Here is a 26,729-nt window from a genome sequence, read left to right as displayed (position 1 = left end):
ACCCCTCGGTACCTCTCCCGGTACCGGCGGGCAGGCAGGGCGCCTGTAGAACGGTTCTTCGCGAGGGCGGACCTCACTTCCCGGAGACGGGAAGCGGGTCCGCCTTTCGCGCGTTACAGGTAAGACAATTCCGTATGTACTGGAGGCAATCCCCATGACCACCTTCGTGGACCGCGTCGAGCTGCACGTCGCCGCGGGTAACGGAGGCCACGGCTGCGCCTCCGTACACCGTGAGAAGTTCAAGCCGCTCGGCGGCCCCGACGGCGGCAACGGCGGCCGGGGCGGCGATGTCGTCCTCGTCGTCGACCAGTCGGTGACGACGCTGCTCGACTACCACCACTCGCCGCACCGCAAGGCCACCAACGGCAAGCCCGGCGAGGGCGGCAACCGCTCCGGCAAGGACGGCCAGGACCTGGTGCTGCCGGTGCCCGACGGCACCGTCGTGCTCGACAAGCGGGGCAACGTCCTCGCCGACCTCGTCGGTGAGGGCACCACCTTCGTCGCCGCCGACGGCGGCCGCGGCGGCCTCGGCAACGCGGCGCTGGCCTCGGCCCGCCGCAAGGCCCCCGGCTTCGCGCTGCTCGGCGAGCCCGGCCGCGGCGGCGACATCGTCCTGGAGCTGAAGACGGTCGCGGACGTGGCGCTCGTCGGCTACCCGAGCGCGGGCAAGTCCTCGCTGATCTCGGTGCTCTCCGCCGCCAAGCCGAAGATCGCGGACTACCCGTTCACGACGCTCGTCCCCAACCTGGGCGTGGTCACCGCCGGTTCGACCGTCTACACCATCGCGGACGTCCCCGGGCTGATCCCGGGAGCCAGCCAGGGCCGGGGTCTCGGCCTGGAGTTCCTGCGCCACGTCGAGCGCTGCTCCGTACTCGTCCATGTCCTGGACACGGCGACGCTGGAGTCGGACCGCGACCCGGTCACCGACCTCGATGTCATCGAGGCGGAACTCGCGCAGTACGGCGGCCTCGGCGACCGGCCGCGCGTCGTCGTCCTCAACAAGGTCGACATCCCGGACGGCAAGGACCTCGCCGAGATGATCAGGCCCGATCTCGAAGCGCGCGGCTACCGCGTCTTCGAGGTGTCGGCCGTGGCGCACCTGGGGCTCAAGGAGCTGTCCTTCGCGCTCGCGGAGATCATCGCCACGGCGCGCGCCGAGAAGCCGAAGGAGGAGGCGACCCGGATCGTCATCCGTCCGAGGGCCGTCGACGACGCCGGTTTCACCGTCATCCTGGAGGAGGACGGCATCTACCGGGTGCGCGGCGACAAGCCCGAACGCTGGGTCCGCCAGACCGACTTCAGCAACGACGAGGCCGTGGGCTACCTCGCGGACCGGCTGAACCGGCTCGGTGTCGAGGACGAGCTGATGAAGGCCGGCGCGCGGGCGGGCGACGGGGTCGCCATCGGCGACGAGGACGACGCGGTCGTCTTCGACTGGGAGCCCACGATGATGGCCGGCGCCGAGATGCTGGGCCGCCGCGGCGAGGACCACCGCCTGGAGGAGCCGCGTCCGGCGGCGCAGCGGCGCCGGGACCGCGAGGCCGAGCGCGACGAGGCGCAGCGGGAGTACGAGGAGTTCAAGCCCTTCTGACCCTCCCGGTCCTTCTGGTCGGCTTTCCCGGCCTCCCGGACCTTCCGAGGGGCGGCCGTCTCCGCCGGAGGCGGCCGCCCGCGGTGATCGGCGGCGATCGGCGCCCCCGCTCCGTACCCCTCTCATCTGTGAGCCCCCGTGCTCCGACGTGAATCTTTTGTGGTCTCCTTCACGTACACCTGTCGGCCACGCACCGCGGACGCACCTGTCCTCCCAGGTGAATCAGGGGTTGCGGGCCGGTGGCGGGCGCCTGTGCTCCACCTTGCACGACGATTGCCGCGGGTGGGACCATCGCTACATCCTCTGAGCCCGCAAGGTAGGTCTGTCCTGTGTCTGCAACTTCCGCGTCGCCCGCGAAGCCCCGCACCACCGCTGTCGTCCTGGCGGGCGGTACCGGTCAGCGTGTGGGCCTGTCGATCCCGAAGCAGTTGCTGAAGATCGCGGGGAAGGCGGTCATCGAGCACACCCTGTGGATCTTCGAGCAGAGCGACTCGATCGACGACGTGATCGTGCTGATGGCCCCCGGCTATGTGCCCGACGTGGAGAAGATCGTCGCGAAGGCCGGGCTGACCAAGGTCACCCGGGTCATCGAGGGCGGCACGACGCGCAACGAGACCACCGAGCGCGCCATCGCCGCGCTGGGCGAGGGGCTGGCGCCGGGCGAGGACCGTAACGTGCTCTTCCACGACGCGGTGCGGCCGCTGCTCTCGCAGCGCGTGATCAAGGACTGCGTGGACGCGCTGGAGCGTTACCAGGCGGTGGACGTGGCCATCCCGTCCGCGGACACGATCATCGTGACCCGTACGCACGGCGGCGACGGCGAGTTCATCACGGACGTCCCCGACCGGTCCCGGCTGCGCCGCGGCCAGACCCCGCAAGCGTTCAAGCTCTCCACGATCCGCACGGCGTACGAGGTCGCGGCGAGCGACCCCAACTTCCAGGCCACCGACGACTGTTCCGTCGTGCTCAAGTACCTGCCGGACGTGCCGATCTACGTCGTGGCGGGCGACGAGTACAACATGAAGGTGACGCAGCCGGTCGACGTCTTCATCGCCGACAAGCTCTTCCAGCTCGCCTCCGCGAGCGCGCCCGAGCAGCCGTCCGAGGACTCCTACCGTGAGCTGCTCACCGGCAAGACGCTCGTCGTCTTCGGCGGTTCGTACGGCATCGGCGCCGACATCGCCCAGCTCGCCGAGTCGTACGGCGCCACGGTGTACGCGCTGGGCCGCTCCACCACCGGTACGCACGTGGAGAACCCGGAGCACGTGGACGACGCGCTCTCCCGGGCCTACGGCGAGACCGGCCGGATCGACTACGTGATCAACACCGCGGGTGTGCTGCGCATCGGCAAGCTGGCCGAGACGGACAACACCACGATCCAGGAGGCGCTGAACGTCAACTACCTGGCGCCGGTGCAGATCGCGCGCGCCTCGTACAAGTACCTGGCGGAGACCAAGGGCCAGCTGATGCTCTACACCTCCAGCAGCTACACCCGGGGCCGAGCCGAGTACAGCCTGTACTCGTCCACGAAGGCCGCCATGGTCAATCTGACCCAGGCGCTCTCCGACGAGTGGGCGGGCGAGGGGATCCGGGTCAACTGCGTGAACCCGGAGCGGACCGCCACCCCCATGCGCACCAAGGCGTTCGGCCAGGAGCCGGAGGGCTCGCTGCTCTCCTCCGAGGCGGTCGCGAAGACCTCCCTCGACGTGCTGCTCTCCGAGCTGACCGGCCATGTGATCGACGTACGCCAGCAGGACCCGACGCGCGGCGCCTCGGAGACATCCGACTTCGAGCAGGCGCTCGCCGCCGTACTGGACCGTCAGGAAGATGTGTAATACTTCTTGACAATCTTTGACAGGGCCTCTGTGGGTCGCCTCCGCGCGAACCGCGGAGGCCCGAGTTCGTGAAGTCGTGAGTCGTGAGTCGCGAAATCGCGAAATCGCGAATCCGTCACGACGTGATGTCGTGAAGTCGCTTGTTCACGCATCCCTTGCAAGGTCATCAGCCGGCACGGTCTGGAGCAGGTTTTCCGTGATTTCCACAGCTATCCGCCTGGCCCGCGTGGGCAGCGGATCAGAGCTGGCAGCCGCACTTCTTCTGGGTATCAGTTTCCCGTGCGTCATGCTCGCCGCGATAATCCCCAACCTCTGGTTCTTCGCGGCGGCCGCAGCCGTGACCTATCTCGCGGACACCTACCTGCACCAGCGCGGCAGCTATCTGGTGAACCGGCTCGCCAAGGTGCGTGCCGGCCTCTCGATCCGGTTCCTGATCCGGCAGATGCTGCTGGTGCTGCTGGTCGCCAGGTCGGGCCTCGGTGAGGACCGGATCTTCTACGTGACCGTGGTCATGGTCCTGATGTTCTACGGGCTCCAGGCGCCGCACGGCGCGATCGTCACCCTGCTCCGGCTGCGCCGCAGGCTGCCCGTCGTCACCCGCAACATCGACCTGACCGGCATCCGGATCCCGGACGCGCCGCCGCGCGGGCTGCTCAACCGCTCCGCCGAGAAGATGCTCCATCTCGACGTCTTCGCCATGGTGGGCGTGATCATCACCCTCCAGACGCGTGACAACATCTACGGCTTCGTGGGCCTCGGCCTCAGCCTGCTCCTCGCCGTCGGCTACATCGCCGCGCTCCTGCCCTACCTGCGGCCGAGCCGGCTCGTACCCAACGCCGAGAAGGTGCTCACGGCGGTCGACGGCTGGCTGGCCGAGTACCGGCCGACCGTGATGCTGTACTTCTCGGGCTCCAAGGAGTCCGCGTACCAGGTCAACATGTGGCTGGACACGATGGACCGGCTGGAGGGCCGGCCGCTGATCGTGCTGCGGGAGCGGGCCATCGCCCAGCAGCTCGGGACGACGGACGTGCCGGTGCTCTGCGTCCCCGGCGGGGTGCACCTGATGAACCTGGACCTGTCGACCGTCCGGGTGGCGCTCTACGCGGCCAATGTCGGCAAGAACATCCACATGCTGCGCGTGCCCACCATGAAGCACGTCTTCATCGGCCACGGCGACAGCGACAAGCTGGCCAGCGTCAACCCGTACAGCAAGGCGTACGACGAGGTGTGGACCGCGGGCCGGGCCGGGCGCGACCGGTACGCGCTCGCCGACGTCGGGGTGCGCGACGAGGACATCGTGGAGGTCGGCCGCCCGCAGCTCGCCCCGATCCAGCCGTACGGCGGCGCCCAGCGTCACCCCGTGCCCACCGTGCTGTACGCCCCGACCTGGGAGGGCTGGGACGACAACCCCGGGAACACCTCGCTGCTGCTGGCCGGCGAGAACATCGTCAAGCGGCTCCTGAAGGCCGACAGCCCGGTCCGGGTGCTCTACAAGCCGCACCCCTTCACCGGGACCCGCAGCGCCAAGGCGAAGGCCGTGCACGAGCGGATCATCGCGCTGGTGGAGAAGGCCGCCGCCGAGCGGGCCACCGACGCCCGCTGGGCGAAGGAGAGCGCCGGACTGAGCGCGGACCGGACCGCGGCCAAGGCCGAGCTGGCCCGGATCTCCGCGCGCCTCGGCGAGCTGATGGGCGCCGCGGACACGGGGCGTGACGAGGCGGAACAGTCGCGTGACTCCCAGGCGGACCCGGCCCGTCAGGAGGAGCTGACGCGGCTGCGGCGCGAGTGGAACGGCGCGTACTGGCGTTCCTTCGGCTGGTGGGAGCACCGGGTCATCAGCGGCTCCGAGCCCGCGCTGTACGACTGCTTCAACGAGTCGGACGCCATGGTCTCCGACATCTCCAGCGTGGTGTCCGACTTCATCGCGAGCGGCAAGCCGTACGCCGTCACGGACTCGGCGGAGCTGGGCGCGGAGGAGTTCAAGCGGCAGAACACCGCCGTACGGGCCGCCGTGATCCTCACCAACAGCGCGCGGGAGCTGGACGAACTGCTCGCCGCGGTCGCCGACCCGGCCGCCGACCGTCTCGCGGACGAGCGCCGGGAGCTGAAGCGGTATCTGCTGGGCCCCGACGAGCCGACGTCGATGGAGCAGTTCGAGGCGGCGACGCAGGCGCTGTCCGCGAAGTCGCTGGCGCGGAACGCGGGCGTCGAGCAGCGGCTCGGGGAGCCGGAGGCGGCGGCCGCGCCGGACGACTCGGCACCGAGCGCGGAGAACGCGAGGAACGCCGGGGACGCCGGGGACGCCGGGGACGCTGAGATCAACGACCTGGACTCGCCCGTACGCGGCTGACCGGGGAGAACACGGCGGAAGGCCCGGTGGGGCGCTCTCCAGGGAGCGCCCCACCGGGCCTTTCCGTGTCCGCGTGACGGTCCATCGGGCCGACTCGCGCGTGTGACGGGCATCACGCACACTGGCGTTCGGGGTCACACAACCAACGTTCGATGCAGCTTGTCTTGAATTCTGATGAACAATATGACTGTTCCTGTTGTGAGCGTGATCGTCGGGGCTTACGAAGCCATGCCCTACTTAGTCCGCTGCCTGGAATCGGTGGAGGCCCAGACGCTGGGCGCCCACCGGATCGAGCTCGTCGCCGTCGACGACGGCTCGACCGACGGCACGGGTGACTACCTGGAAGAGTTCGCGGCCCGGACGGCCATCCCGACCAGGGTGGTGCGCCAGGCCAACTCGGGTGGCCCCAGCGGCCCGCGCAACGTCGGCCTCGGCCTGGCCCGGGGGCGGTACGTGTTCTTCCTCGACGCGGACGACTACTTGGGGGACGAAGCACTGGAGCGCATGGTCACCGTGGCCGACCGCGCCGGCACGGACGTGGTGCTCGGCAAGGTGGTAGGGGTCAACCGGGGCGCTCCGAGCTCGATGTGGCGGCGTACGGCCGACCGCGTCGATGTCCACAACTCGCAGGTCATCTACACCCTGAGCGCGCAGAAGCTCTTCCGGCGCGACATGGTCGAGCGGCTGGGGCTGCGCTTCGACGAGCGGCTCAGGACCGGCGAGGACGCCCTCTTCACCATGGCGGCCTACCTCCGGGGCGGCGGTGTCTCGGTGATCTCCGACTACACCTGCTACTACCTGGTCGGCAGGGACGACGGCAAGCATGTGACCAAGGCCGGTGACTACACGCACCGGTTCGCCGCCGTGACGGCTCTGATGACGCTCATCGCCGAACTGGAGCCGGCGGGTCCCCGGCGCGACAGACTGATGGTCAGACCCTTCACGGTCGGGCTGATGCAGCAGTTCGCGCACGGCATCGTCAAGGAGGCCGAGGAGGTACGACGCCACAAGCTGGAGCTGGTCGCCCCGCTGATGGCGCGGTACTGGAACCCGGGTGTGGCGCGCCACATCAAGGTCAACGAGCGGCTGCGGCTGGAGTGCGTGGCGCTCGGACGGCTCGATCTGCTCGCCGACATGCTGGCGTTCATCAAGGCGGAGACGGTGCCCGAAGTGGTCCACCGGGGCCGCGCCCGGACGCCGTACCTCGCCTTCCCGCACTTCGGAGACCGCCGTTCGGGGCTCACCGACGCGGCGTTCGAGGTGACCATCCGGGACTGGGTGGGCAAGCCGGGGCTGCGCCCCATCGAGCCGCCCCGGGCGGTCCGCCGGCGGAGGTCGCTGGCGCGCCGGGTGGCACGTCGGCTGCGTACCCGCGTACGGGCCCTCGCGCCGATGAAGAACCGTGTGGCGTAAGGGAGTTGCGCAGAATTCGAGCGCCCGGCGTGAGGGCGTACGGCGCCGGGGCGGAGGCCGGGAGGGGCGTGGCCGGTGGTATCGGGCCGCGCCCGTGCGCGTACGGGCTCCGGAACGCACTCTTTCGCGCCCCCGGAGCGGGCCGGATCACCCTTCCGTGGTGACCGGCAGCAGACGACACCGCGAAGCGTAGGTAAAATCGGACTGTCGGGCGACCCCCGGACAGCATCGCAATCACAGCAGGGGAAAACAAGAACAGTGAAGGCTCTCGTACTGTCCGGTGGGGCAGGCACCCGACTGCGGCCCATTACGCACACATCGGCGAAGCAGCTCGTCCCCGTGGCGAACAAGCCGGTGCTCTTCTACGGCCTCGAAGCCATCGCGGAGGCGGGCATCACCGAGGTCGGCGTGATCGTCGGTGACACCGCGGACGAGATCCGCGCCGCCGTGGGCGACGGCTCGCAGTTCGGCATCAAGGTGACGTACCTCCAGCAGGACGCCCCGCTCGGCCTGGCGCACGCCGTCCTCATCGCCCGTGAGTTCCTCGGTGACGACGACTTCGTGATGTACCTCGGCGACAACTTCATCGTCGGCGGCATCAGCGGCCTGGTGGACGGCTTCCGCGAGGAGCGCCCCGCCGCGCAGATCCTGCTCACGAAGGTCCCCAACCCGACCTCCTTCGGCGTCGCCGAACTGGACGGCGAGGGACGCGTGGTGGCCCTGGAGGAGAAGCCGAAGAAGCCCAAGAGCGACCTCGCGCTCGTCGGTGTCTACCTCTTCACCCCGGCCGTCCATGAGGCCGTGCGCTCCATCGAGCCGTCCTGGCGCGGCGAGCTGGAGATCACCCACGCCATCCAGTGGCTGATCGACCAGCAGCGCGATGTCCGCTCCACGACCATCTCCGGGTACTGGAAGGACACCGGCAACGTCACCGACATGCTGGAGGTCAACCGCTCGGTGCTGGAGACCGTCGAGCCGCACTGCGAGGGCACCGTGGACGAGGGCAGCGAGATCATAGGGCGGGTGAGGATCGAGAAGGGCGCGAAGGTCACCGGCAGCCGCATCCTCGGCCCCGTGATCATCGGCGCGGACACCGTGATCAGTGACGCGTACATCGGTCCCTTCACCTCGGTCTCCGAGGGATGCACCATCCAGGACAGCGAGATCGAGTACTCCATCGTCCTGCGCGGGTCCTCGCTCACCGGCGTCCGCCGCGTGGAGGCGTCGCTGATCGGCCGTGACGTCGAGATCACCCCCGCCCCCCGTAACCCGTCCGCCCACCGACTCGTCCTCGGTGACCACAGCAAGGTGCAGATCTCCTCATGACGCACAGGATTCTCGTGACCGGCGGTGCCGGCTTCATCGGCTCGCACTACGTCCGTACGGTGCTCGGCCCGCAGGGCCCCGGCGACGTCGAGATCACCGTCCTCGACAAGCTCACCTACGCGGGGAACCCGGCCAACCTCGACCCGGTCCGCGAGCACCCCGGATTCCGCTTCGTCCAGGGCGACATCTGCGACCCCGAGCTGGTCGGCAAGCTGATGGCCGAGCACGACCAGGTGGTGCACTTCGCCGCCGAGTCGCACGTGGACCGCTCCATCGACGGCGGCGCCGAGTTCGTCCGTACGAACGTGGTCGGCACGCACACGCTGATCGACGCCGCCCACCGCGCGGGCGTCAAGACCTTCGTGCACATCTCCACGGACGAGGTCTACGGCTCGATCGACGAGGGCTCCTGGCCCGAGACGCACCCGCTGGAGCCCAACTCGCCCTACTCCTCGGCGAAGGCGTCCAGCGACCTGATCGCGCTCTCGTACCACCGCACCCACGGCCTCGACGTGCGGGTGACCCGCTGCTCCAACAACTACGGGCACCACCACTTCCCCGAGAAGGTCATCCCGCTGTTCATCACGAACCTGCTGGACGGCAAGAAGGTGCCCCTGTACGGCGACGGCGGCAACATCCGCGACTGGCTGCACATCGACGACCACGTCCAGGGCATCGAGCTGGTCCGTACGAAGGGCCGCGCGGGCGAGGTCTACAACATCGGCGGCGGCACGGAGCTCTCCAACAAGGAGCTGACCGGCCTCCTCCTGGAGGCGTGCGGGGCGGACTGGGAGACCAGCGTCGAGTACGTCACCGACCGCAAGGGACACGACCGCCGCTACTCCGTCGACTGCTCCAAGATCCGCGAGGAGCTGGGGTACGAGCCCCGCAAGGACTTCGCGGCGGGCCTCGCGGAGACCGTGGAGTGGTACCGCGAGAACCGCGCCTGGTGGGAGCCGCTGAAGGAGCGTGCGGCCCTGTGAGCACCGGCTCCGTGAACACCGGCTCCGTGACCGGCGGCGCGGCGGGCGGCGGCGCGGCGGGCGGCGGCGCGGCGGGCACCTGGCTCGTCACCGGCGCCGGCGGCATGCTCGGCCGGGACCTGCTGGCCCGGCTCGCCGCCGCCGGGCGGCCCGCGGCCGGCCTGGACCGCGCCGCGCTGGACATCACCGACCCCGTCGCGGTGCGCGCCGCCTTCGCGGAGCACGCGCCGGCGGTCGTGGTCAACTGCGCGGCCTGGACGGCTGTGGACGACGCCGAGTCCAAGGAGGACGACGCGCTCGCGGTCAACGGCACGGGCCCCCGGGTCCTCGCCGAGGCCTGCCGGGAGTCGGGCGCGATCCTGCTCCAGGTCTCCACGGACTACGTCTTCGCCGGGGACGGGGAGACGCCGTACGCGGAGGACGCCCCGACCGCGCCGCGCAGCGCCTACGGGCGGACGAAGCTGGCGGGGGAGCGGGCGGTGCTCGACACCCTCCCCGAGCGGGGTTACGTGGTCCGTACGGCGTGGCTGTACGGCGCGGGCGGGCCCAACTTCGTCCGCACGATGATCAAGCTGGAGGCCGTCAAGGACACCCTGGACGTGGTGGACGACCAGCGCGGACAGCCCACCTGGACCGGCGATCTCGCCGACCGGCTGGTCCGGCTCGGCGCGGCGGCGCTGGACGGAACGGCGCCCGCGGGCGTTTACCACGGCACCAGCGGCGGCGGGACGACCTGGTTCGGCTTCACCCAGGAGATCTTCCGGCTGCTCGGCGCGGATCCGGCGCGGGTCCGTCCGACGACCAGCGAGGCGTTCGTCCGGCCGGCCCCCCGGCCCGCGTACAGCATCCTCGGTCACGACCGATGGAAATCAGCCGAAATCGAACCCATCCGTGACTGGCGGGCGGCGCTTGCCGAAGCCTTCCCGGCAGTGCTGGCGGCCGAGCGCCAAACGGGTGTTACCGGCCAGTAGATGTTTACGTGCAACCTGTGGGCCCACTAAGTTCACTGAGAATCAAACCTATGGATTGTTGATTCTCAGTGAAGGGCCCCTTACGTGGATCGCCACGGCTTCCTGCGCCAGCTGCACCGTGTGTACAAGCCCCGCACCTATCTGGAGATCGGGGTCAACGACGGGCGAAGCCTGGCGCTCTCCCGGGTTCCGTCCGTCGCCGTCGACCCGGCCTTCCGGGTGATCACGGACATCAGCTGCGACGTCCACCTGGTCCGGGCGACCAGTGACGACTTCTTCGCACGCAAGGACCCGCTGATCCATCTGCGCAACGGCCGCAACCCGTTCCGCGCGCTCGCCCGCCGCGACCCGGTCAACCTGCTCGGCGGGGACCCGAAGCTGGAGCTGTCGTTCATCGACGGCATGCACCTCTTCGAGTTCGCGCTGCGCGACTTCATGAACGTCGAGAAGCACTCGCGCTGGTCCAGCGTGATCGTCCTGGACGACATGCTGCCCCGGGACGTCGACGAGGCGGCGCGCGACCGCCACACGAAGTTCTGGGCGGGCGACGTCTACAAGGTGGCCCAGGTGCTCCGGCGCTACCGCCCCGACCTGCTCGTCGTCGACATCGACACCGAGCCGACCGGGGTGGTGGCGATCTTCGGCGCCAACCCCGAGTCGACGGTGCTGAAGAACGCGTACGACAAGATCATCGAGGAGTACGTCGTACCGGACCCGCAGGACGTGCCGGACGAGATCCTCGTCCGCAAGAACGCCGTGCGGCCCGAGGCGCTGCTCGGGGCGGGCTTCTGGCCCGCGCTGAACCGCGCCCGTAACCTGCGCCGTCCGCGCTCGGCGTTCACGCCGCTGCGCCGGCAGATCGAGGCCGTCACCGGCTGACCGTCACCGGCTGGCCTTCACGGGTCACGAGCACATGAGGAAGGGCCGGAGCACACGCTCCGGCCCTTCCCTCGTGCACCGCCCGGCGGGACGCCGTCAGGCGCGCGCGGCCAGCTCCGCGTAATACGCCCGGCACTCCTCGTACGACGGCAGCAGGCCCTGGGCCTCGGCCTCCGCGAGGGTCGGGGCCGCCGCGTCCTTCTCGGAGAGCAGCGGCGTGATCGACTCGGGCCACTCGATGCCGAGCTCCGGGTCCAGCGGGTTCAGACCGTGCTCACGGCCGGGGGAGTATCCCTCGGAGCAGAGGTAGACGACCGTGGCGTCGTCGGTCAGCGCCATGAAGGCGTGCCCGAGCCCCTCCGCGAGATAGACCGAGTGGTGGTCCGTGTCGTCGAGGCGCACGGCCTCCCACTTCCGGTACGTCGGCGAGCCCACCCGGATGTCCACGATCACGTCGAGCACCGCGCCGCGCACGCACTTCACGTACTTGGCCTGGCCGGGCGGCACATCGGCGAAGTGGACGCCCCGCAGCGTGCCCCGGCTGGAGACCGAGCAGTTGGCCTGCGCGAGGTTCAGCGGGTGGCCGGCCGCCTCGGCGAAGTCGGGGGCCTTGAACCACTCGTGGAAGCTGCCACGGCTGTCCGGGAAGACCTTCGGCTCATGGACCCAGGCGCCTTCGACGGAGAGCTGCCGCATGTGATCACGTCCTTGTTGTTCTGTTCGGAGTTCAGGGTGGGGGCGAATGCGCCGCGGGGCAGCGGGCACCGTCGGAGGTCAGATGCGGGCCGCGAGGCGGCGCACCCTCTTCCGCGCCGAGGCGGGCAGCCTGCGGACGATCGGGCCGCCGGCCGAGCGGAGCACCTTGCGCAGCGTGGCCCTGCGGCGCTTCACCGTCACCACCCGCACCAGCAGGGGGTCGACCTCCCCGAGCCCGCTCTGGTCGAGCCGGAGCCGCCCGCCCGCGGCCACCGGCAGCTCGCAGATGTCCAGCTCGGGCCCCTTCGGGCCGTCCAACTTGACCGAAAGACGCGCCTGGCCCTCCGGCAGCCCGGCCACCCGGCCCGGCACCTCCAGGTGCGCCCTGCCGTGGTCGGGGCGGAGCGTCGCCGGGTGCGTGAGCTTCGTACCGTCCGAGCCGGTCAGCACCAGCTCGACGGCGAGGGAGGCGGACTTCGTGCCGGTGAAGATCTCGAACCGCAGCTCGGAGCGGGAGCCGGGCATCCGCAGCGCGGGGCTCTCCGCGAGATACGTCGCCATCTTCTTGGCGCGGCCCGCCACATCGAGCGTGAGGTTGGCGCCCGGGTCGGTGAAGTACGGGATGACCGGGCGGGCCGGCGAACCGAGCACCGCCGGGAGGCACTTGGCGTCCACCCCGGGCGCGCGGTCGGCGCCGAGCCGGGCCTTGCGGACGATCCCGAGGCCGCGCATCGGGACCCAGATGTCCCAGAAGCCCCGGGAGACCCGGCCGCGTCCCTTGACCGCCTCGCTGGTCACCGTGCCGGTGCCGTGGAGCACGACCTCGTACGTCTCCTCGGCGTCCGCCGGGGCGCCGGCCGGCGGCGCGGCCTTCTCGACCTTCGCGGTGAAGTCGGCGGGGCACGGCCACTCGACGGCGGTCTCCCGGTTGCGCAGGGAGAGTTCACCCTTGTAGGTGTCCATGTCGTCGGTGACGTCGAGGAGTTCACCCTCGGGCAGCAGCCCCTCGGTGATCTCCGGATGCACGAAGTACCGCTTGTCCCGGCGGACCAGGCGCAGCGGCTGCTGGTCCTCGCCGTGCACCAGGCGGCCGGTCACGGAGAGCGCGATCCTGCCGTCCGGCTGCCAGTCGAACTCCTCCAGGCGCGCCGTGGCCTTCACCGACTTGGCGAACCGGGCGAGCTTCACCAGTCCCTGGCGGTCGTCGGTGCGCAGCAGCGTGGAGCGGAGCCGGACCAGCGCGCCGAGCCCGTCGTGCACGCCGTCGGTGATGAAGTCCTTCACGAGCGGCTGGATCGCGTCGACCATGTCGTTCAGGTGCTCGGGCTCGTACTTGAGGACCGAGGGCTCGCTCAGCCGGCCCAGCATCTCGACCCGGTAGAAGCGGCGCAGCAGCCGGTCCCGGAACTCGCCAGGCTCGGTGTTGTCCACGACGACGTCGAGCACCTCGCGGAGGTTGCCGTAGTAGCCGGACGGTACGAGCTTCGCGGAGCCGGCGTTCTGGCCGTCGTCCCGCTTCGAGTAGTAGTAGCAGGTGTACGTCCCCAGGATCGACACGACCTTCGCGGGGAAATACGTCTGCATCATGTAGAGCTGGTCCTCAAGGCGCCGCTTGCCCTCGGGGTACGCGATGTTGTTCTCGCGCAGGAACTCCGTGCGGAACATCTTGTGCGGGGTGAGGCTGTCGTACAGCGGAGCGTTGCTGAGGTCGCACTTCTCGCGGTTCGTCTTGAACACGCCGTGCGGGACGCCGCGGAAGTTGGAGGCGACCTTTCCGATCACGATGTCGGAGCCGTTGCGGTGGCCCATCTCGTAGAGCCGCCGCAGCGCGTCGGAGGCCATGTGGTCGTCCTGGTCGACGAATTGGACGTACTCGCCCTTCGCCTCCGCCACGCCGATGTTTCTGGGCTTCCCCGGCCACCCCGAGTTGGGGATGTGGATCACCCGGAAGTGGGGGTGCTCGGTGGCCAGCTTGTCCAGCCGCGCGGGGGTGTCGTCGGTCGAGCCGTCGTTGACGAAGAGCACCTCGAAGTCCGCGGCCGGCAGCGTCTGGGCCAGCAGTGAATCGATGCACGGATCGATGTACTTCCCCGGGTTGTACACCGGAATGACGACGCTCACTTTTACTGGCATTACTTGAAGGCCCATCTCGTGTTGTCGGTGCGCGGGGGGTGGCTGACCAGGGTGCGGAGCAAGCAGGTGATCGCTGCCGTCGGCGGTGGGTACGGCGCCGGGCTGCCAGCTTATCTCCGAGGGGCCCGCGGCTGTTTCCCGCCCGTTCCTCCCCCTGACAGACTGCTGTCACGGGTCTCTGGTTGCACGGGCGAGCCGTCCGGGTGTTCCAGCCACTGAAATGATCCACCGTCGCGGGCCGCCCCCGCGTAGGCTGGCCGGCCGGGACGCACCGCGCGCGGACTTGCGGACGTGCGGACTTTTCACGTTCGGTGGCGGGAGCGGCGGGAGCGGCGGGATCACGGGATCACGGGAACACGCCCCGGTGGCGAGAGCAGAGGCAGAGCACGTGGCAGCGGCAGGGCGGCAAGCGGCGGCACGGCAGCAGGCGGCGGCACGGGAGCAGGCGGCAGGACGGGAGCAGGCGACGGCACTGCAGGACGCGACGGCACGGCAGGACGTGGTCGGGCAGGCCCGCAGAATCGTCGTCAAGGTCGGCTCCTCCTCGCTCACCACCGCCGCGGGCGGCCTCGACGCCGACCGGGTCGACGCCCTGGTCGACGTGCTCGCCGCCGTACGCGCGACCGGCGGCCGGGAGATCGTGCTGGTGTCCAGCGGCGCCATCGCCGCCGGGCTCGCGCCGCTCGGCCTCGACCGCCGCCCCCGGGACCTGGCCCGGCAACAGGCCGCCGCCAGTGTGGGCCAGGGGCTGCTCGTCGCCCGTTACACCGCCTCCTTCGCCCGGTACGGCGTACGCGTCGGCCAGGTCCTCCTCACCACGGACGACACCAGCAGGCGCGCCTCCTACCGCAACGCCTACCGCACCCTCGACCAGCTCCTCGGCATGGGCGCCCTCCCCGTCGTCAACGAGAACGACACCGTCGCCACCGACGAGATCCGCTTCGGCGACAACGACCGGCTGGCGGCGCTCGTCGCCCATCTCGTACGGGCCGACCTGCTCGTCCTGCTCTCCGACGTCGACGGGCTGTACGACGGCGACCCGAGCAGGGCGGACACCTCCCGGATCGCCGAGGTGCGCGGCCCCGCCGATCTGGCGGGCGTCACCATCGGCAGCGCCGGCCGGGCCGGGGTCGGCACCGGCGGCATGGTCACCAAGGTGGAGGCCGCCAGGATCGCCGCCGCGGCCGGCATCCCCGTCGTCCTGACCTCCGCCAGCCGCGCCGCCGACGCGCTCGCGGGGCGCGACACCGGCACGTACTTCCACCGCACCGGACGCCGCTCCGCCGACCGGCTCCTGTGGCTCGCGCACGCCTCCACGCCCCGGGGCGCCCTCACCCTCGACGACGGTGCCGTACGGGCCGTGGTCGAGCGCCGTACGTCGCTCCTGCCGGCCGGGATCGCCGCCGTCGAGGGCGAGTTCAGCGCGGGCGACCCCGTGGAGCTGCGGGACACGGAGGGGCGCGCGGTCGCCCGCGGTCTGGTCAACTTCGACGCCAAGGAGATCCCCCAGCTCCTCGGCCGCTCCACCCGCGAACTGGCCCGCGCGCTGGGGCCCGCCTATGAGCGGGAAGTCGTACACCGGGACGATTTGGTCATCCTGCACCCCTGACCCGCTCCTGAAACGGCTGAAACTCCGGCCTTTGAACAGGGACCTTTACCAAAACCGCCCCATCTTCCGCCCGGGACTGGTCAACTTTGTCAGGGGGACGACGGGGTTATGACGGGGAACAGCACGACGACGCAGCAAACAGGAGGCCGCTGGTGAGACGAGCGGGCCCGGGGGCGGTGCCCCGAGGGGCCGGGGGAAGCGCCCAGGCCCGGCGGGCCACCGGCGGGCAACGAGCCCTGACCAGCGTCGGCGCGGGGGACCCCGCCGACACCCCGGACGGCGCCGGTACCGACGGTACCGACGGCGCGGCCGGTGACCGGCGGCAGGGGGACACCGCGGCGACGGCGACCGCGCGCCAGGTGTCCAAGCTCTGGCACATCACCCTCAGCGTCTCGGGCCCGGAGACCCCGCTGACCGAGGTCAGGCGCGGCCTGGAACAGCTCGCCCACGACCACCCCTTCCTGCTGACGAGCCGGTACGCCACCGACCACGCGGAGATCCGCTACTGGGAGGAGGCCAGGGACCTGCACGACGCCGCCGCGGTGGCGCTGCGGCTGTGGGGCGAGCACCGGTCGAGCGCCCAGCTCCCGCCGTGGCTGATCGTCGGGCTGGAGGTCATCGACCGGGAGACGTACCACCAGCGCATCGCGGAGGGGTACGGTCCGCCGCCGGCGGCTCCGGTGGGCGTCCACCCGTTCTGAGGCGGTTCCGCGGGCGTCGTGCGGGCGCTCAGTGGCAGGTCCATGGCGGTCCGTGGCCGTTCCGTGGGTGCTCCGAGGGCGTTCCCCGACGCGGTGCCGGGGGCATTGCGGGGCCTCGTGCGGGCCCGGCCGTCCGGCCCGGGGGCGTCTCGGAGTGCGGAATACGTGCGGAATGCCCCCAGGGGGCGCATTACCCTGCGGGCATGACCTCGCTTTCGCCGTACGACAATCTCTCCCCGGTCGTCAGGGCCGCCTACCGGGCCCGCTCCGCCGCCGCCGACATCGCGCCACTGCCGCGCGCGGCCAAGGACGACGCGCTGCTGGCGATCGCGGACGCGCTGGAGGTCCGTACGCACGAGATCGTGACGGCCAACGCCGAGGACGTCGCGCGCGCCAGGGAGGCCGGCACCGCCGAGTCCGTCATCGACCGGCTGACGCTGACCCCGGAGCGGATGCGGGCCATCGCCGCCGACGTACGGGACGTGGCCGCGCTGCCCGACCCGGTCGGCGAGGTCGTCCGCGGTTCGACCCTCCCCAACGGCATCGACCTGCGCCAGGTGCGCGTCCCGCTCGGCGTCGTCGGGATCATCTACGAAGCGCGCCCCAACGTCACCGTGGACGCCGCCGCGCTCTGTCTGAAGTCGGGCAACGCCGTACTGCTGCGCGGCTCCTCCTCGGCGCTCTCCTCCAACACCGCGCTGGTGCGGGTGGTGCGCGACGCCGTGGGCGGCGCCGGGCTGCCCGCCGACGCCGTACAGCTCGTGCCCGGCGAGGGCCGCGACGCCGTACAGGAGCTGATGCGGGCGCGCGGCCTGGTCGACGTGCTGATCCCGCGCGGCGGCGCCTCCCTCATCCGTACGGTCGTCGAGGGCTCCACCGTCCCCGTCATCGAGACCGGCACCGGCAACTGCCATGTGTACGTGGACGCCGACACCGACCTCGACATGGCCGTCGACATCCTCATCAACTCCAAGGCGCAGCGCCCGAGCGTCTGCAACGCCGCCGAGACGCTCCTCGTCCACCAGGACGTCGCCGCCGCGTTCCTGCCGCGCGCGCTGGACGCGCTGGCGGAGTCCGGTGTCACCGTCCACGCCGACGAGCGGGTACAGGCGTACGCGGCCGGAACCAAGGCCACGGTCGTGGCGGCCACCGAGGACGACTGGGAGACCGAGTACCTCTCGTACGACATCGCCGCCGCGGTGGTGGACTCGCTGGACGCGGCCGTCGCCCACATCCGGCTCTGGTCGTCGGGGCACACGGAGGCGATCGTCACCACCTCGCAGGCCGCCGCCCGCAGGTTCACCCAGTTGGTCGATTCGACGACCGTCGCCGTGAACGCGTCCACCCGGTTCACTGACGGGGGCCAGTTCGGCTTCGGCGCCGAGATCGGGATCTCCACGCAGAAGCTGCACGCGCGCGGGCCGATGGGGCTGCCGGAGTTGACCTCCACGAAGTACATCGTGACCGGGGACGGGCACACCCGCTGAGGACCGGGACGGCGGCGCGGCTGCGCGCGGCTGGGTAGGGCCGGGTAAATACGAAGCGGGATAGTTCGGACTCCGCCTGCCCAAAACCATGTCCCAGGTCTACCCTGAAGAGGTGCCGGACGACGTGGGGGGCAAGCCGTTCCCGGACGGCTGGGAGCCCGACGACGACCGCGGAGGCGCGGATCAGGACTTCGCCTCCGTGGTGTTCGACGAGGACTTCGTCAAGGCCGCCACCATCCACGAACCCTCCGCCGTGGAGCGGCTGCTGTCGGCGGCCCAGGCCCGCGCCGAGGCCGAGGCGGCCCGCGCCCGCTCCGGTGGCGGAGCGCCCGAGGACGAGCTCTACGAGGAGCTGTACGGCCGGGACGGCGCGTACGGCCCGGACCCCGGCTACGGGGAGTACGACCCGGACGACCCCGACGCGTACACCGGCCCGTACGGACGTCACGGCGGCAGCCTCCGGCCCTACCGGAGCACCGCGCGCTGGCACCGGCCCGTCGCCTGGCTGCTCGCCGTGCTGATGGGTGTCGGGATGGTGGCGCTCGCCTTCGCGGCCGTCTACCGGGGTGCTTCCGACAGCCGCGAGGACCAGGTGCCGCAGCCTGCCACGACCGGGATCGACAAGCCGGGCGCGATCGGGCCCTCGGCCTCCGCGACGTCCGCGACCTCCGTGACAGGGACCGTCCCGGCGGTCTCGGCCGTGCCACGCACCCCTTGACGCACAGGCGCCCTGGTACGTGAGAACTCCCGAGAGTTGGTCACGTACCAGGGCGCCGACCTTGAGGAAAAGACCTACCCTCAACATGTGACCCCTCCCCCCGGAGGGGGCTTCTCACTCGGCCGCGTACGCGACCTCATGACGGACAGGCCCTGCCCGGCGCCTCGCGGTGCACGGCTGAGCGTAGCGCACTGGCTACGGTCGGTGTCGCGGAGATCGGGGAAACCATGGCAGGGCGTGGAGACCCACCCGAAGGAGAGCATCCTGAGGGGCTCCCCGGAGGCGAGGACGACGAGTACCGCTCGGTCGTCTTCGACGAGTCGTTCATCCGGGCGGCCCGACTCCAGGAGTACTCCGCGCGGGAGCGCATGGGCGATCACGCCCACGCCGTCCGCAGGATCCCGCCCGTCCCGCCGCCCGCCCCCGGACGCCGACGGGGGTTCAGGAACGGCCCCCGGCAGTTTCTGCTCCTCCTCATGATCCTCGTGGTCGCCTTCGGCACCGCTATCTATCTGGGGCTGCGCAACCCGTACCGCCCGCCCGCGATCAGGGCCGTCGAACCCGCCCGGATATCGGTGGTCCCGCTCGCCCCGCAGGGCCCCGTGCCGGGCGGCGCGCCCGCCGATCTCCTCGCCCGCAGCCCCGCCGCGCCGTTCCGGTCGGGGGCGGCGGGTATCACCCTGCCCGCCGCCCGGGACGCCGGGGACTTCGCGGAGGGACAGGTGATGGCCGCGCTGGGCATCGTCAAGGACTACCTCGTGGCGTCCTCGCTCGACCCCGACGTCCTCGCGGGGCGCACCCTGCGCCCCGTACGGGTCCTCCTCGACCCCGAACAGCTCACGCAGTTCGACCGCAGCTTCACCGATCCGGCCGACGACGGGCACCATGACCCGATCGGCTGGCTGGTCCGCTTCGACCCGGCGAAGGTGGCGCGCGCCGACGACCAGGTACGTGTCCACGGCACGCTGCGGTACGAGGAGACCGGGCCCGGGACGCTGGAGGTCAGCTCGGACCATGTCTTCGTCTATCCGCTGCGGCCCGCCGCCTCGGACGGCCACCCCGTACGGGACGCCTCGCTGTTCACCGTCCGGCGCGAGATGCGCTTCCGGTTCGGCGTGGAGGACCTGCCCAGGCATCAGACGCAGGTGGTGAGCAGCGAGGTCCAGGCCGGACCCCAGTCCTGCTCGGCCGAGCCGCCGAGCACGCTGCGCCCGCTGCTCGCGGGCGAGCGCGCCCGGCCGCACGAACCGGCCGCGACCGATCCGTACGCGAGGGGCTCGGTGCACCCGGCGCTCTGCGGTGCGCTCTCCCGCACGGCCGAGCCGAGCCCGTCACCCTGACGGCCGGAGCGGTCGGTCCCGGGACGGACGTCGGTCAGTCCTGGGCCGGTCCCTTGCCGCTGCCGCTGCCGCCGTCACCGTCGGTGCCGCCGTCGCGCTCCGTGGCCGTACCGCTGCCGCCGTCCTTGCCGCTGCCGCCGCCCTTGCCGTTCCCACCGCTGTTGCCGCCGCCCGTGAACCGGTCGCGCAGCTTGCCGCCCAGGTCGCCCGCACCGCCCGCGATGTCGCCGACCAGCTTCATCAGCGGGTCCTTGCTGTTGCGGACCGTGTCCGCGTAGTGCGTGGCGGAGTCGCGGAACGAGTCCGTGACCGAGGTGTCCTTGTCCTCGTCGCGGCGCGGGTAGTGGCCGTCCATGATCCGCTGGTAGTCCCGGCTCTCGGACCACTTCTTCAGCTCGGCGGCCCGGACCGTCGTGAACGGATGCGTGCGCGGGAGCACATTGAGGATCTTGAGGACGGAGTCGCGCAGATCACCGCCCTCCTCGTACTCCTTGGCCTGCTCCAGGAACGCGTCCACGTTCATCTCGTGCAGGTGGTTGCCACCGGCGATCTTCATCAGACCGCGCATCGACGCCCGCGTGTCCTGGCCGACGAGGAGTCCGGCCCGGTCGGCCGACAGCTCCGACTTGCGGAACCACTCCCGCAGCGCCGTCACTATCGCCATGATCGCCACATTGCCCAGCGGGATCCACGCGACCTTGACCGCGAGGTTCGTGAGGAAGAGCAGTATCGTGCGGTAGACCGCGTGCCCGGAGAGCGCGTGGCCCACCTCGTGGCCCACGACGGCCCGCATCTCCTCCTCGTCCAGCAGCTCCACCAGTCCCGTGGTGACCACGATGATCGGCTCGTCCAGGCCGATGCACATCGCGTTGGGCCGCGGGTCCTGCGCCACGTACATCGCGGGGACCTTCTCCAGGTCCAGGATGTAGCAGGCGTCCCGCAGCATCGCGTGCAGATGCGCGAACTGGGCGTCGCTCACCCGCACCGAGTCGGAGAGGAAGAGCAGTCTCAGACTGCGCTCGGGCAGCAGCGCGCTGAGCGCCTTGAACACGGTGTCGAAACCGCTGAGCTTGCGCAGGGCGACCAGCGCCGAGCGGTCCGCGGGGTGTTCGTACGCCCGGGAGGAAATCCCCGGGAAGCGTGTGCGCTGCCGGCTCGGCACATTCTCGCCGCCCGTCGCCTCGTTGCGGTCATCGGTCATGGATATCCCCTGTTCGTACGAGTCCAAGGTCCAAGGCTCGTCCCCCCTGACGGACCCCAGCGTAGGCGCTGGGGCTACCGTGTGGCGGGGGCCTGTGGATGAGGTTCCGGGGCGAAGCGTCCCGAACTCAGCCGGAAAGAGACCGAGGAGCACAGCCGACATGCCGGAAACCGCCACCCTGCTCGCCGCCGCCTCCGATCAGCAGGGGCCGGGCAACACGTTGCGGATCGTGCTGGTCGTCTCGCTCGTCGGAGCCGCTCTGCTCGCCTGGTTCCTGCTGCGCGGATACCGCGACAACGACCACAACGACTGAGTCGGCGTGAGCGTGCCCGAGGGCCCCGCATACGATGTGCCCGAAGTCTCCGCAGACCTCAGGAGAATCCAGTTCTCCGGAGGACCCAGACCCCCGAGGAAAAGGGCCCGTAGAAGATGAGCCTCACCGGCACCGCCGCCCACCTGGTCATGCTCGCCGAGGGCGCCGAGAACGGCGGCAACCACGAAAGCCTGAGCCCGGAGCTCATCGGCGGCGGCGCCCTCTTCGCGCTGCTTCTGCTGCTGTGGATCACCACGCGCTTCAACCGCGACCGCTGACACCTGGCCGTACGCGTGTGCCAGTAGGCTCTGGGCGTATGGGAGACCAGCAAGCGGCCAGCGGTCACGGACCGGCCGGTCCGGGCAGACCGGAGCAGGGGCCAGGCCCCGGATCCGAGCACGGCAGACGCCGACTCGGGGTCATGGGCGGCACCTTCGACCCGATTCACCACGGACACCTCGTGGCGGCCAGTGAGGTCGCCGCGCTGTTCCATCTCGACGAGGTGGTGTTCGTACCGACCGGTGAGCCGTGGCAGAAGAGCCAGCGCGCGGTGTCACCGGCCGAGGACCGGTATCTGATGACGGTCATCGCGACGGCGTCCAACCCGCAGTTCTCGGTCAGCCGGATCGACATCGACCGCGGCGGCGCCACGTACACGATCGACACGCTGCGGGATCTGCGGTCCCTCAACGACGACGCCGACCTCTTCTTCATCACGGGGGCCGACGCGCTCTCGCAGATTCTGAGCTGGCGGGACCACGAGGAGCTGTTCTCCCTCGCCCATTTCATCGGGGTGACCCGGCCGGGCCATGATCTGACGGACGACGGACTGCCCAAGGGCGGGGTCTCCCTGGTGGAGGTTCCCGCGCTCGCCATCTCCTCGACCGACTGCCGTGAGAGGGTCGCGAAGGGCGATCCCGTCTGGTATTTGGTGCCGGACGGCGTGGTGCGCTACATCGACAAGCGGCAGTTGTACCGAGGCGCCTGAGCCACGGAGAGGGGCACCGGTGAACGACCAGCAGCAGCCGTACGACCCGTACGGCCCCTACTACCCGCAGCCCCAGATCGTCGGGTACGACGAGTACGGGCAGCCGGTGTACCAGCAGCCCCAGCAGTCGGCACAGCAATCGCAGCAGCAGCCACAGCAGCAGTCCCCGCCGCAGTACGACGCCTACGGGCAGCCGGTGCGGCAGCAACAGGGGTACGGCTACGACCCGTACGCCCAACAGCAACAGATTCCGCAGCAGTACGACCCGTACGCGCAGAACCAGGGTCAACAACACGGGCAGCAGGGACAGCAGGGACAGCAACAGGCGTACGGCTACGACCCGTACGGGTACGACACGGGCGGACAGCCGCCGGTGCAGCAGTCGCCGATTCCGCAGCAGGAGCAACGGCAGGAGCCCGTGCCCGGGGCACCCGTCGCCGTCGAACAGCCTTCGGCCGCGCGGACACCGGCTCCCGGACCGGCCCCGACTCCGGGACCGGCCCCGGACGCGAAGCCGGCCGCCGAGCCCGAGCAGCCCGCCGTACCGGGACAGCGGCGCCCCGAGGGCGAGGAACGCGACTACAAGACCGAGCAGTTCTCGTTCATAGAGGAGCCCAGCGAGGACTCCGAGGACGTCATCGACTGGCTCAAGTTCACCGAGAGCCGCTCCGAACGGCGTGAGGAGGCCAAGCGCCGCGGCCGCAGCCGCGTCGTGGCCCTCGTCGTCGCGCTCGCCCTGGTGGTCACCGGCGGCGTCGGCTACCTCTGGTTCGCGGGGCTGCTGCCCGGGATGTCCTCGACGGACACGCCGCAGACCACCTCCTCGGGCCCGCAGAAGCGTGACGTGATCGTCGTGCACCTGCACAACACCAAGCAGAAGGACACCTCCACCGCGCTGCTGGTCAACAACGCCACGACCGGCAAGGGCACCACCGTCCTGCTGCCCAACATCCTCTCCATCGCGGGCGACGAGGGCATCTCGACCACGCTCGGCAAGTCCGTCGACGACGACGGCTCCGACGGCACCCGCGAGGGTATCGGCACCCTGCTCGGCACCAAGATCTCCGGCACGTGGCGGCTCGACACGCCTTACCTGGAGAACCTCGTCGAGTTGGTCGGCGGCATCGAAGTGACAACGGACGTCGAGGTGCCCGCGGCGAAGGAGGGCGACGATCCGCTCGTCCCCAAGGGCGAGAAGGAGACCCTCAACGGACGGGCGGCCGTCGGCTACGCCACGTACCGCGCTCCCGGCGAGGAGGAGGCCAAGCAGCTCACGCGCTTCGGCCAGGTGCTCCAGGGCGTCCTGCGGAAGATCTCGGACGACCCGAAGGCCGCGACGGTCACCGTCGAGACCCTGGCGCAGATCCTGGACCCGTCGCTGACCGAGAAGGACCTGGGCGCGGCCCTGGCCAAGCTCGCCGAGCACGCCAAGGTGGGCGACTACCGGTCGATGCTCCTGCCCGTCCAGACCGACGGCCGGCTCAGCGAGGAGTCCGCCGACAGTGTGGTGAAGGACATCCTGGGCGGCTCCGTGTCCGCTCCCGAGCAGGGCGCGGCCGTACGGGTCGGTGTGAAGAACGCGAGCGGGAACCAGGACGCGGCGGAGTCCGCCAGGATCGCGCTGGTCAACGGCGGCTACGGCTTCGTGGACGCCGGTACGGCCGACGCCCTGACGGCCTCGCGGGTCACCTACGGGGACGACGCCAAGAAGGAGCAGGCGGAAGAGGTCGCCAAGACGCTCAAACTGCCGGCCGGAGCGGTCGAGAAGGGCAAGACGGCGGCCAACGCCGATGTCTCCGTCGTCCTGGGGCAGGACTACAAGGCCGACTAGGGTCTTTCGTCACGAGCGGCCCTGGGCCGCCGACCAGGCCCTGGCCGGCCGGTCACGCGGCGCCGACGGTCGGCCCGCACAGCCGTTCTTCCGCCGCCCGACCGGCGAGGCGGTGTCTTCCGGGCGCAGGACCGCGCGGCGGAAGAACGGCTGTGCGGGCTGTCGGTGGTCCGTGAGATCCTGGGCATCTCCACCACCGCCGACGAAAGCCTGCCAGTGACCGCTACTGATCGTTCCATCGAGCTCGTCAAGACCGCCGCCCAGGCGGCCGCGGACCGGCTCGCGCACGACATCATCGCGTATGACGTGAGCGATGTGCTGTCCATCACCGACGCCTTCCTGCTCGCCTCGGCGCCCAACGACCGCCAGGTGAAGTCGATCGTCGACGAGATCGAGGAGCGCCTCCAGAAGGAGCTGGGCGCCAAGCCGGTGCGCCGCGAGGGCGACCGTGACGCGCGCTGGATCCTCCTCGACTACGTCGACATCGTCATCCACGTCCAGCACAGCGAGGAGCGGGTCTTCTACGCGCTGGAGCGGCTCTGGAAGGACTGCCCCGAACTGGAGCTGCCCGAGGACGCCGTCAAGACGCGCGGCAAGGGCCAGGAGCACGCCGCGACGGTGGGCGAGCACGCCGGAATCGCCGGTGACCCGGACGGTGAGCTGAGCTGAACGGCTCCAAGGGCGGCAGGGGCCGCCGTATCGTCCTGTGGCGGCACGGCCAGACGGCCTGGAACCTGGAGCGCCGCTTCCAGGGCTCCACGGACATCGAGCTGACCGAGGAGGGCGCCGGACAGGCCCGCAGGGCCGCCCGGCTGCTCGCCTCCCTCAAGCCGGCCGCGATCATAGCCTCCGACCTGCGGCGGGCCGCCGCCACGGCCCGCGAGCTGACCGCGCTGACCGGCCTCGGCATCACACACGAGGCGGCGCTCCGCGAGACGTACGCGGGCGCCTGGCAGGGCCTGACCCACGAGGAGATCGTCGAGCGGTACGGCGACCAGTACGCGGCCTGGAAGCGCGGCGAGCCCGTGCGGCGCGGCGGCGGCGAGCTGGAGACCGAGGTCGCGGACCGCGCCGCGCCCGTGGTGCTCCGCCACGCCGAGAAGCTGCCCGACGGCGGCACCCTGGTCGTGGTCAGCCACGGCGGGACGATCCGCACCACCATCGGCCGGCTGCTGGGCCTGGAGGCGCACCACTGGGAAGGGCTCGGCGGGCTCACCAACTGCTGCTGGTCCGTCCTGGGCGAGGGGGCGCGCGGCTGGCGGCTCCTGGAGCACAACGCGGGCACCCTCCCCGAGCCGGTCCTCGGTGACGACGACTGAGGCCCCTGTGGCGCGGCGTCCCGGGGCCCGGCGACCGGACGTCCGGCGGCGGGGCCGCCGGACGGGGAGCCACCGGATTTCGCTTTCCGGCAGGTCGCAGGCTAAAGTTCTTCTTGTTCGCAGCGCGAAGCGCGGGGAACACGAGGGGCTATAGCTCAGTTGGTAGAGCGCCTGCATGGCATGCAGGAGGTCAGGAGTTCAATTCTCCTTAGCTCCACAATCAGCATCACGAACCCGATCCCGTCCCCCCTTGGGGGGCGGGATTTCTGCTGTACGGACGCCATTTCAGGCTGACCAGCACTCTCCGGCGTGGCAGAATCGGACGACCGGATGGGGGTCAGGGGCCGGACCGGGAGGGAGAGCGCGATGTCCGCCAGTAGTGTCGGCTGTCCCTCGTACCATCTGTCCCCGGCTGACCACGTGGCCGGTGACAATTCCGGACTTTCCTACGTGTGCACGGCCTGCTGCGGCCACATCTGGAGCTGATCGATGGGTGCGCACAGGCGTAAATGCGACTGGTGCGGCAGCGGTACGCCGATTGTGCGGGACATGGACCCGCTCAACCCCGAGTACCAGTACTGGTGCGAGGAGTGCGCGCGGGCGCTGATCATAAAAGGCGACCCCATCGAGACCTACCGGGAGTTGGAGGGCGAGCCGATCTACGGCCGGCTCCTGGAGGAGCACTGCACGCTCAAGCGCTTCTACTCCTTCGCGACCGCTTGAAGGGCGCCCGTCGGCCCCCGGTCGGCCGCCACCAGGGCCCCGAGCGGCCCCCGGGCGGAATCGATTTGGCGGAGGGGCACAGGGACCGTTAATGTTGGCGATGCCGCCGAGGGGGAGACCCCGGGGCGGCGGACCGCAAGGGGCTATAGCTCAGTTGGTAGAGCGCCTGCATGGCATGCAGGAGGTCAGGAGTTCAATTCTCCTTAGCTCCACAAGCTCTCAGAAGATCACAAGAAGGTCGCAAGAAGCGGGGGGGGGGGGGGGGGGGGCCCCCCGAAAGGAAGTGTTGCGCATTAAGCGGAAAGTGAGGGTGGGGGGCCCG

At 70.5% G+C, this 26,729-nt stretch carries 23 protein-coding genes and 2 tRNA genes; 22 read left to right on the top strand and 3 right to left on the bottom strand.

Translation table 11 applies throughout. From position 1 onward, the window contains the following. Positions 1 to 154 precede the first annotated feature (154 nt). The 8 genes from obgE to AB0P17_RS23300 all read left to right on the top strand — a co-directional run bounded on the left by obgE (position 155) and on the right by AB0P17_RS23300 (position 11,348). Positions 155 to 1,591 (top strand): GTPase ObgE, encoded by a 1,437-nt coding sequence (obgE, locus tag AB0P17_RS23335; RefSeq protein ID WP_365813809.1) that lies wholly within the window; start codon positions 155 to 157, stop codon positions 1,589 to 1,591. Between the two features lie 329 nt (positions 1,592 to 1,920). Further along, complete coding sequence (locus tag AB0P17_RS23330) at positions 1,921 to 3,426, top strand: bifunctional cytidylyltransferase/SDR family oxidoreductase (protein WP_365813808.1); 1,506 nt, start codon at positions 1,921 to 1,923, stop codon at positions 3,424 to 3,426. A 286-nt stretch (positions 3,427 to 3,712) separates the two neighbouring features. Next, on the top strand, positions 3,713 to 5,776 hold the full coding sequence (locus AB0P17_RS23325; RefSeq protein WP_365813807.1) for a hypothetical protein: 2,064 nt from the start codon (positions 3,713 to 3,715) through the stop codon (positions 5,774 to 5,776). 174 nt (positions 5,777 to 5,950) lie between these two features. Beyond that, complete coding sequence (locus tag AB0P17_RS23320; RefSeq protein ID WP_365813806.1) at positions 5,951 to 7,189, top strand: glycosyltransferase family A protein; 1,239 nt, start codon at positions 5,951 to 5,953, stop codon at positions 7,187 to 7,189. 258 nt (positions 7,190 to 7,447) lie between these two features. Further along, entirely contained in the window at positions 7,448 to 8,515 is a 1,068-nt protein-coding gene (locus tag AB0P17_RS23315) for a glucose-1-phosphate thymidylyltransferase (RefSeq protein WP_365813805.1), read from the top strand. Further along, positions 8,512 to 9,498 carry a dTDP-glucose 4,6-dehydratase gene (gene rfbB / locus AB0P17_RS23310; RefSeq protein ID WP_365813804.1) on the top strand — a complete coding sequence of 329 codons (987 nt, stop codon included), beginning with the start codon at positions 8,512 to 8,514 and terminating at the stop codon, positions 9,496 to 9,498. Before AB0P17_RS23315 ends, rfbB begins: the two co-directional genes overlap by 4 nt. A gap of 26 nt (positions 9,499 to 9,524) precedes the next feature. Further along, on the top strand, positions 9,525 to 10,469 hold the full coding sequence (gene rfbD / locus AB0P17_RS23305) for a dTDP-4-dehydrorhamnose reductase (protein WP_365813880.1): 945 nt from the start codon (positions 9,525 to 9,527) through the stop codon (positions 10,467 to 10,469). 84 nt (positions 10,470 to 10,553) lie between these two features. Then, entirely contained in the window at positions 10,554 to 11,348 is a 795-nt protein-coding gene (locus tag AB0P17_RS23300; RefSeq protein ID WP_365813803.1) for a class I SAM-dependent methyltransferase, read from the top strand. 96 nt (positions 11,349 to 11,444) lie between these two features. Here the strand turns inward: AB0P17_RS23300 and rfbC are convergent, their stop codons facing one another. Beyond that, a complete protein-coding gene (rfbC, locus tag AB0P17_RS23295; protein WP_365813802.1) occupies positions 11,445 to 12,044 on the bottom strand; it encodes a dTDP-4-dehydrorhamnose 3,5-epimerase in 600 nt (199 codons plus the stop codon). Positions 12,045 to 12,122: 78 nt separating this feature from the next. Continuing rightward, positions 12,123 to 14,165, bottom strand: coding sequence for a glycosyltransferase family 2 protein (locus tag AB0P17_RS23290; RefSeq protein ID WP_365813801.1), 2,043 nt, complete (start codon positions 14,163 to 14,165; stop codon positions 12,123 to 12,125). Between the two features lie 484 nt (positions 14,166 to 14,649). Between AB0P17_RS23290 and proB the strand changes: the two genes are divergently transcribed. From proB to AB0P17_RS23265, 5 genes are all read left to right on the top strand, one after another. Beyond that, positions 14,650 to 15,786, top strand: a complete 1,137-nt coding sequence (proB, locus tag AB0P17_RS23285; protein WP_365813879.1) for a glutamate 5-kinase — start codon at positions 14,650 to 14,652, stop codon at positions 15,784 to 15,786. 152 nt (positions 15,787 to 15,938) lie between these two features. Beyond that, positions 15,939 to 16,487 carry a hypothetical protein gene (locus AB0P17_RS23280; RefSeq protein WP_365813800.1) on the top strand — a complete coding sequence of 183 codons (549 nt, stop codon included), beginning with the start codon at positions 15,939 to 15,941 and terminating at the stop codon, positions 16,485 to 16,487. Positions 16,488 to 16,690: 203 nt separating this feature from the next. Further along, on the top strand, positions 16,691 to 17,974 hold the full coding sequence (locus tag AB0P17_RS23275) for a glutamate-5-semialdehyde dehydrogenase (protein WP_365813799.1): 1,284 nt from the start codon (positions 16,691 to 16,693) through the stop codon (positions 17,972 to 17,974). Between the two features lie 112 nt (positions 17,975 to 18,086). Beyond that, complete coding sequence (locus AB0P17_RS23270) at positions 18,087 to 18,692, top strand: hypothetical protein (protein ID WP_365813798.1); 606 nt, start codon at positions 18,087 to 18,089, stop codon at positions 18,690 to 18,692. 227 nt (positions 18,693 to 18,919) lie between these two features. Beyond that, the gene (locus AB0P17_RS23265) at positions 18,920 to 20,032 is read left to right on the top strand and encodes a hypothetical protein (protein ID WP_365813797.1); all 1,113 of its coding nucleotides are present in this window, start codon (positions 18,920 to 18,922) and stop codon (positions 20,030 to 20,032) included. A gap of 34 nt (positions 20,033 to 20,066) precedes the next feature. On the opposite strand, the gene AB0P17_RS23260 is transcribed toward AB0P17_RS23265, so the two are convergent. Then, a complete protein-coding gene (locus AB0P17_RS23260) occupies positions 20,067 to 21,233 on the bottom strand; it encodes a M48 family metallopeptidase (RefSeq protein WP_365813796.1) in 1,167 nt (388 codons plus the stop codon). 160 nt (positions 21,234 to 21,393) lie between these two features. Here AB0P17_RS23260 and AB0P17_RS23255 point away from each other — a divergent pair, with 160 nt between their 5' ends. The 9 genes from AB0P17_RS23255 (at position 21,394) to AB0P17_RS23215 (ending at position 26,619) form a co-directional block, all read left to right on the top strand. Further along, positions 21,394 to 21,546, top strand: a complete 153-nt coding sequence (locus AB0P17_RS23255) for a hypothetical protein (RefSeq protein ID WP_365813795.1) — start codon at positions 21,394 to 21,396, stop codon at positions 21,544 to 21,546. A 116-nt stretch (positions 21,547 to 21,662) separates the two neighbouring features. After that, entirely contained in the window at positions 21,663 to 21,824 is a 162-nt protein-coding gene (locus tag AB0P17_RS23250; protein ID WP_365813794.1) for a hypothetical protein, read from the top strand. A gap of 143 nt (positions 21,825 to 21,967) precedes the next feature. After that, positions 21,968 to 22,534: a nicotinate-nucleotide adenylyltransferase gene (gene nadD / locus AB0P17_RS23245; protein WP_365813878.1), complete on the top strand. Its 567-nt coding sequence runs from the start codon at positions 21,968 to 21,970 to the stop codon at positions 22,532 to 22,534. 19 nt (positions 22,535 to 22,553) lie between these two features. Then, positions 22,554 to 24,365, top strand: coding sequence for an LCP family protein (locus AB0P17_RS23240; protein WP_365813793.1), 1,812 nt, complete (start codon positions 22,554 to 22,556; stop codon positions 24,363 to 24,365). A 186-nt stretch (positions 24,366 to 24,551) separates the two neighbouring features. Next, positions 24,552 to 25,034 (top strand): ribosome silencing factor, encoded by a 483-nt coding sequence (rsfS, locus tag AB0P17_RS23235; protein WP_365813877.1) that lies wholly within the window; start codon positions 24,552 to 24,554, stop codon positions 25,032 to 25,034. Next, positions 25,031 to 25,684: a histidine phosphatase family protein gene (locus AB0P17_RS23230; protein ID WP_365813876.1), complete on the top strand. Its 654-nt coding sequence runs from the start codon at positions 25,031 to 25,033 to the stop codon at positions 25,682 to 25,684. Before rsfS ends, AB0P17_RS23230 begins: the two co-directional genes overlap by 4 nt. Positions 25,685 to 25,828: 144 nt before the next feature. Then, positions 25,829 to 25,901: transfer RNA gene (locus AB0P17_RS23225), tRNA-Ala, on the top strand. Between the two features lie 323 nt (positions 25,902 to 26,224). Further along, complete coding sequence (locus AB0P17_RS23220; protein ID WP_365813875.1) at positions 26,225 to 26,407, top strand: hypothetical protein; 183 nt, start codon at positions 26,225 to 26,227, stop codon at positions 26,405 to 26,407. A 139-nt stretch (positions 26,408 to 26,546) separates the two neighbouring features. Further along, positions 26,547 to 26,619, top strand: a tRNA-Ala gene (locus AB0P17_RS23215). Positions 26,620 to 26,729 lie beyond the last annotated feature (110 nt).

Source organism: Streptomyces sp. NPDC088124 (assembly GCF_040685895.1).
Classification (GTDB): Bacteria; Actinomycetota; Actinomycetes; order Streptomycetales; family Streptomycetaceae; genus Streptomyces.
Note: the sequence above shows the minus strand (reverse complement) of the source record. Positions and strands in the feature narration are given on the sequence as shown.

Coding starts and splice junctions, on each gene's coding strand:
- AB0P17_RS23320 (WP_365813806.1), top strand. CDS start 5,951: ATGAACAATATGACTGTTCCTGTTGTGAGCGTGATCGTCGGGGCTTAC.
- AB0P17_RS23255 (WP_365813795.1), top strand. CDS start 21,394: ATGCCGGAAACCGCCACCCTGCTCGCCGCCGCCTCCGATCAGCAGGGG.
- rfbB (WP_365813804.1), top strand. CDS start 8,512: ATGACGCACAGGATTCTCGTGACCGGCGGTGCCGGCTTCATCGGCTCG.
- nadD (WP_365813878.1), top strand. CDS start 21,968: ATGGGCGGCACCTTCGACCCGATTCACCACGGACACCTCGTGGCGGCC.
- AB0P17_RS23265 (WP_365813797.1), top strand. CDS start 18,920: ATGGCAGGGCGTGGAGACCCACCCGAAGGAGAGCATCCTGAGGGGCTC.
- AB0P17_RS23250 (WP_365813794.1), top strand. CDS start 21,663: ATGAGCCTCACCGGCACCGCCGCCCACCTGGTCATGCTCGCCGAGGGC.
- obgE (WP_365813809.1), top strand. CDS start 155: ATGACCACCTTCGTGGACCGCGTCGAGCTGCACGTCGCCGCGGGTAAC.
- AB0P17_RS23260 (WP_365813796.1), bottom strand. CDS start 21,233: ATGACCGATGACCGCAACGAGGCGACGGGCGGCGAGAATGTGCCGAGC.
- AB0P17_RS23275 (WP_365813799.1), top strand. CDS start 16,691: ATGACCTCGCTTTCGCCGTACGACAATCTCTCCCCGGTCGTCAGGGCC.
- AB0P17_RS23325 (WP_365813807.1), top strand. CDS start 3,713: ATGCTCGCCGCGATAATCCCCAACCTCTGGTTCTTCGCGGCGGCCGCA.
- rfbC (WP_365813802.1), bottom strand. CDS start 12,044: ATGCGGCAGCTCTCCGTCGAAGGCGCCTGGGTCCATGAGCCGAAGGTC.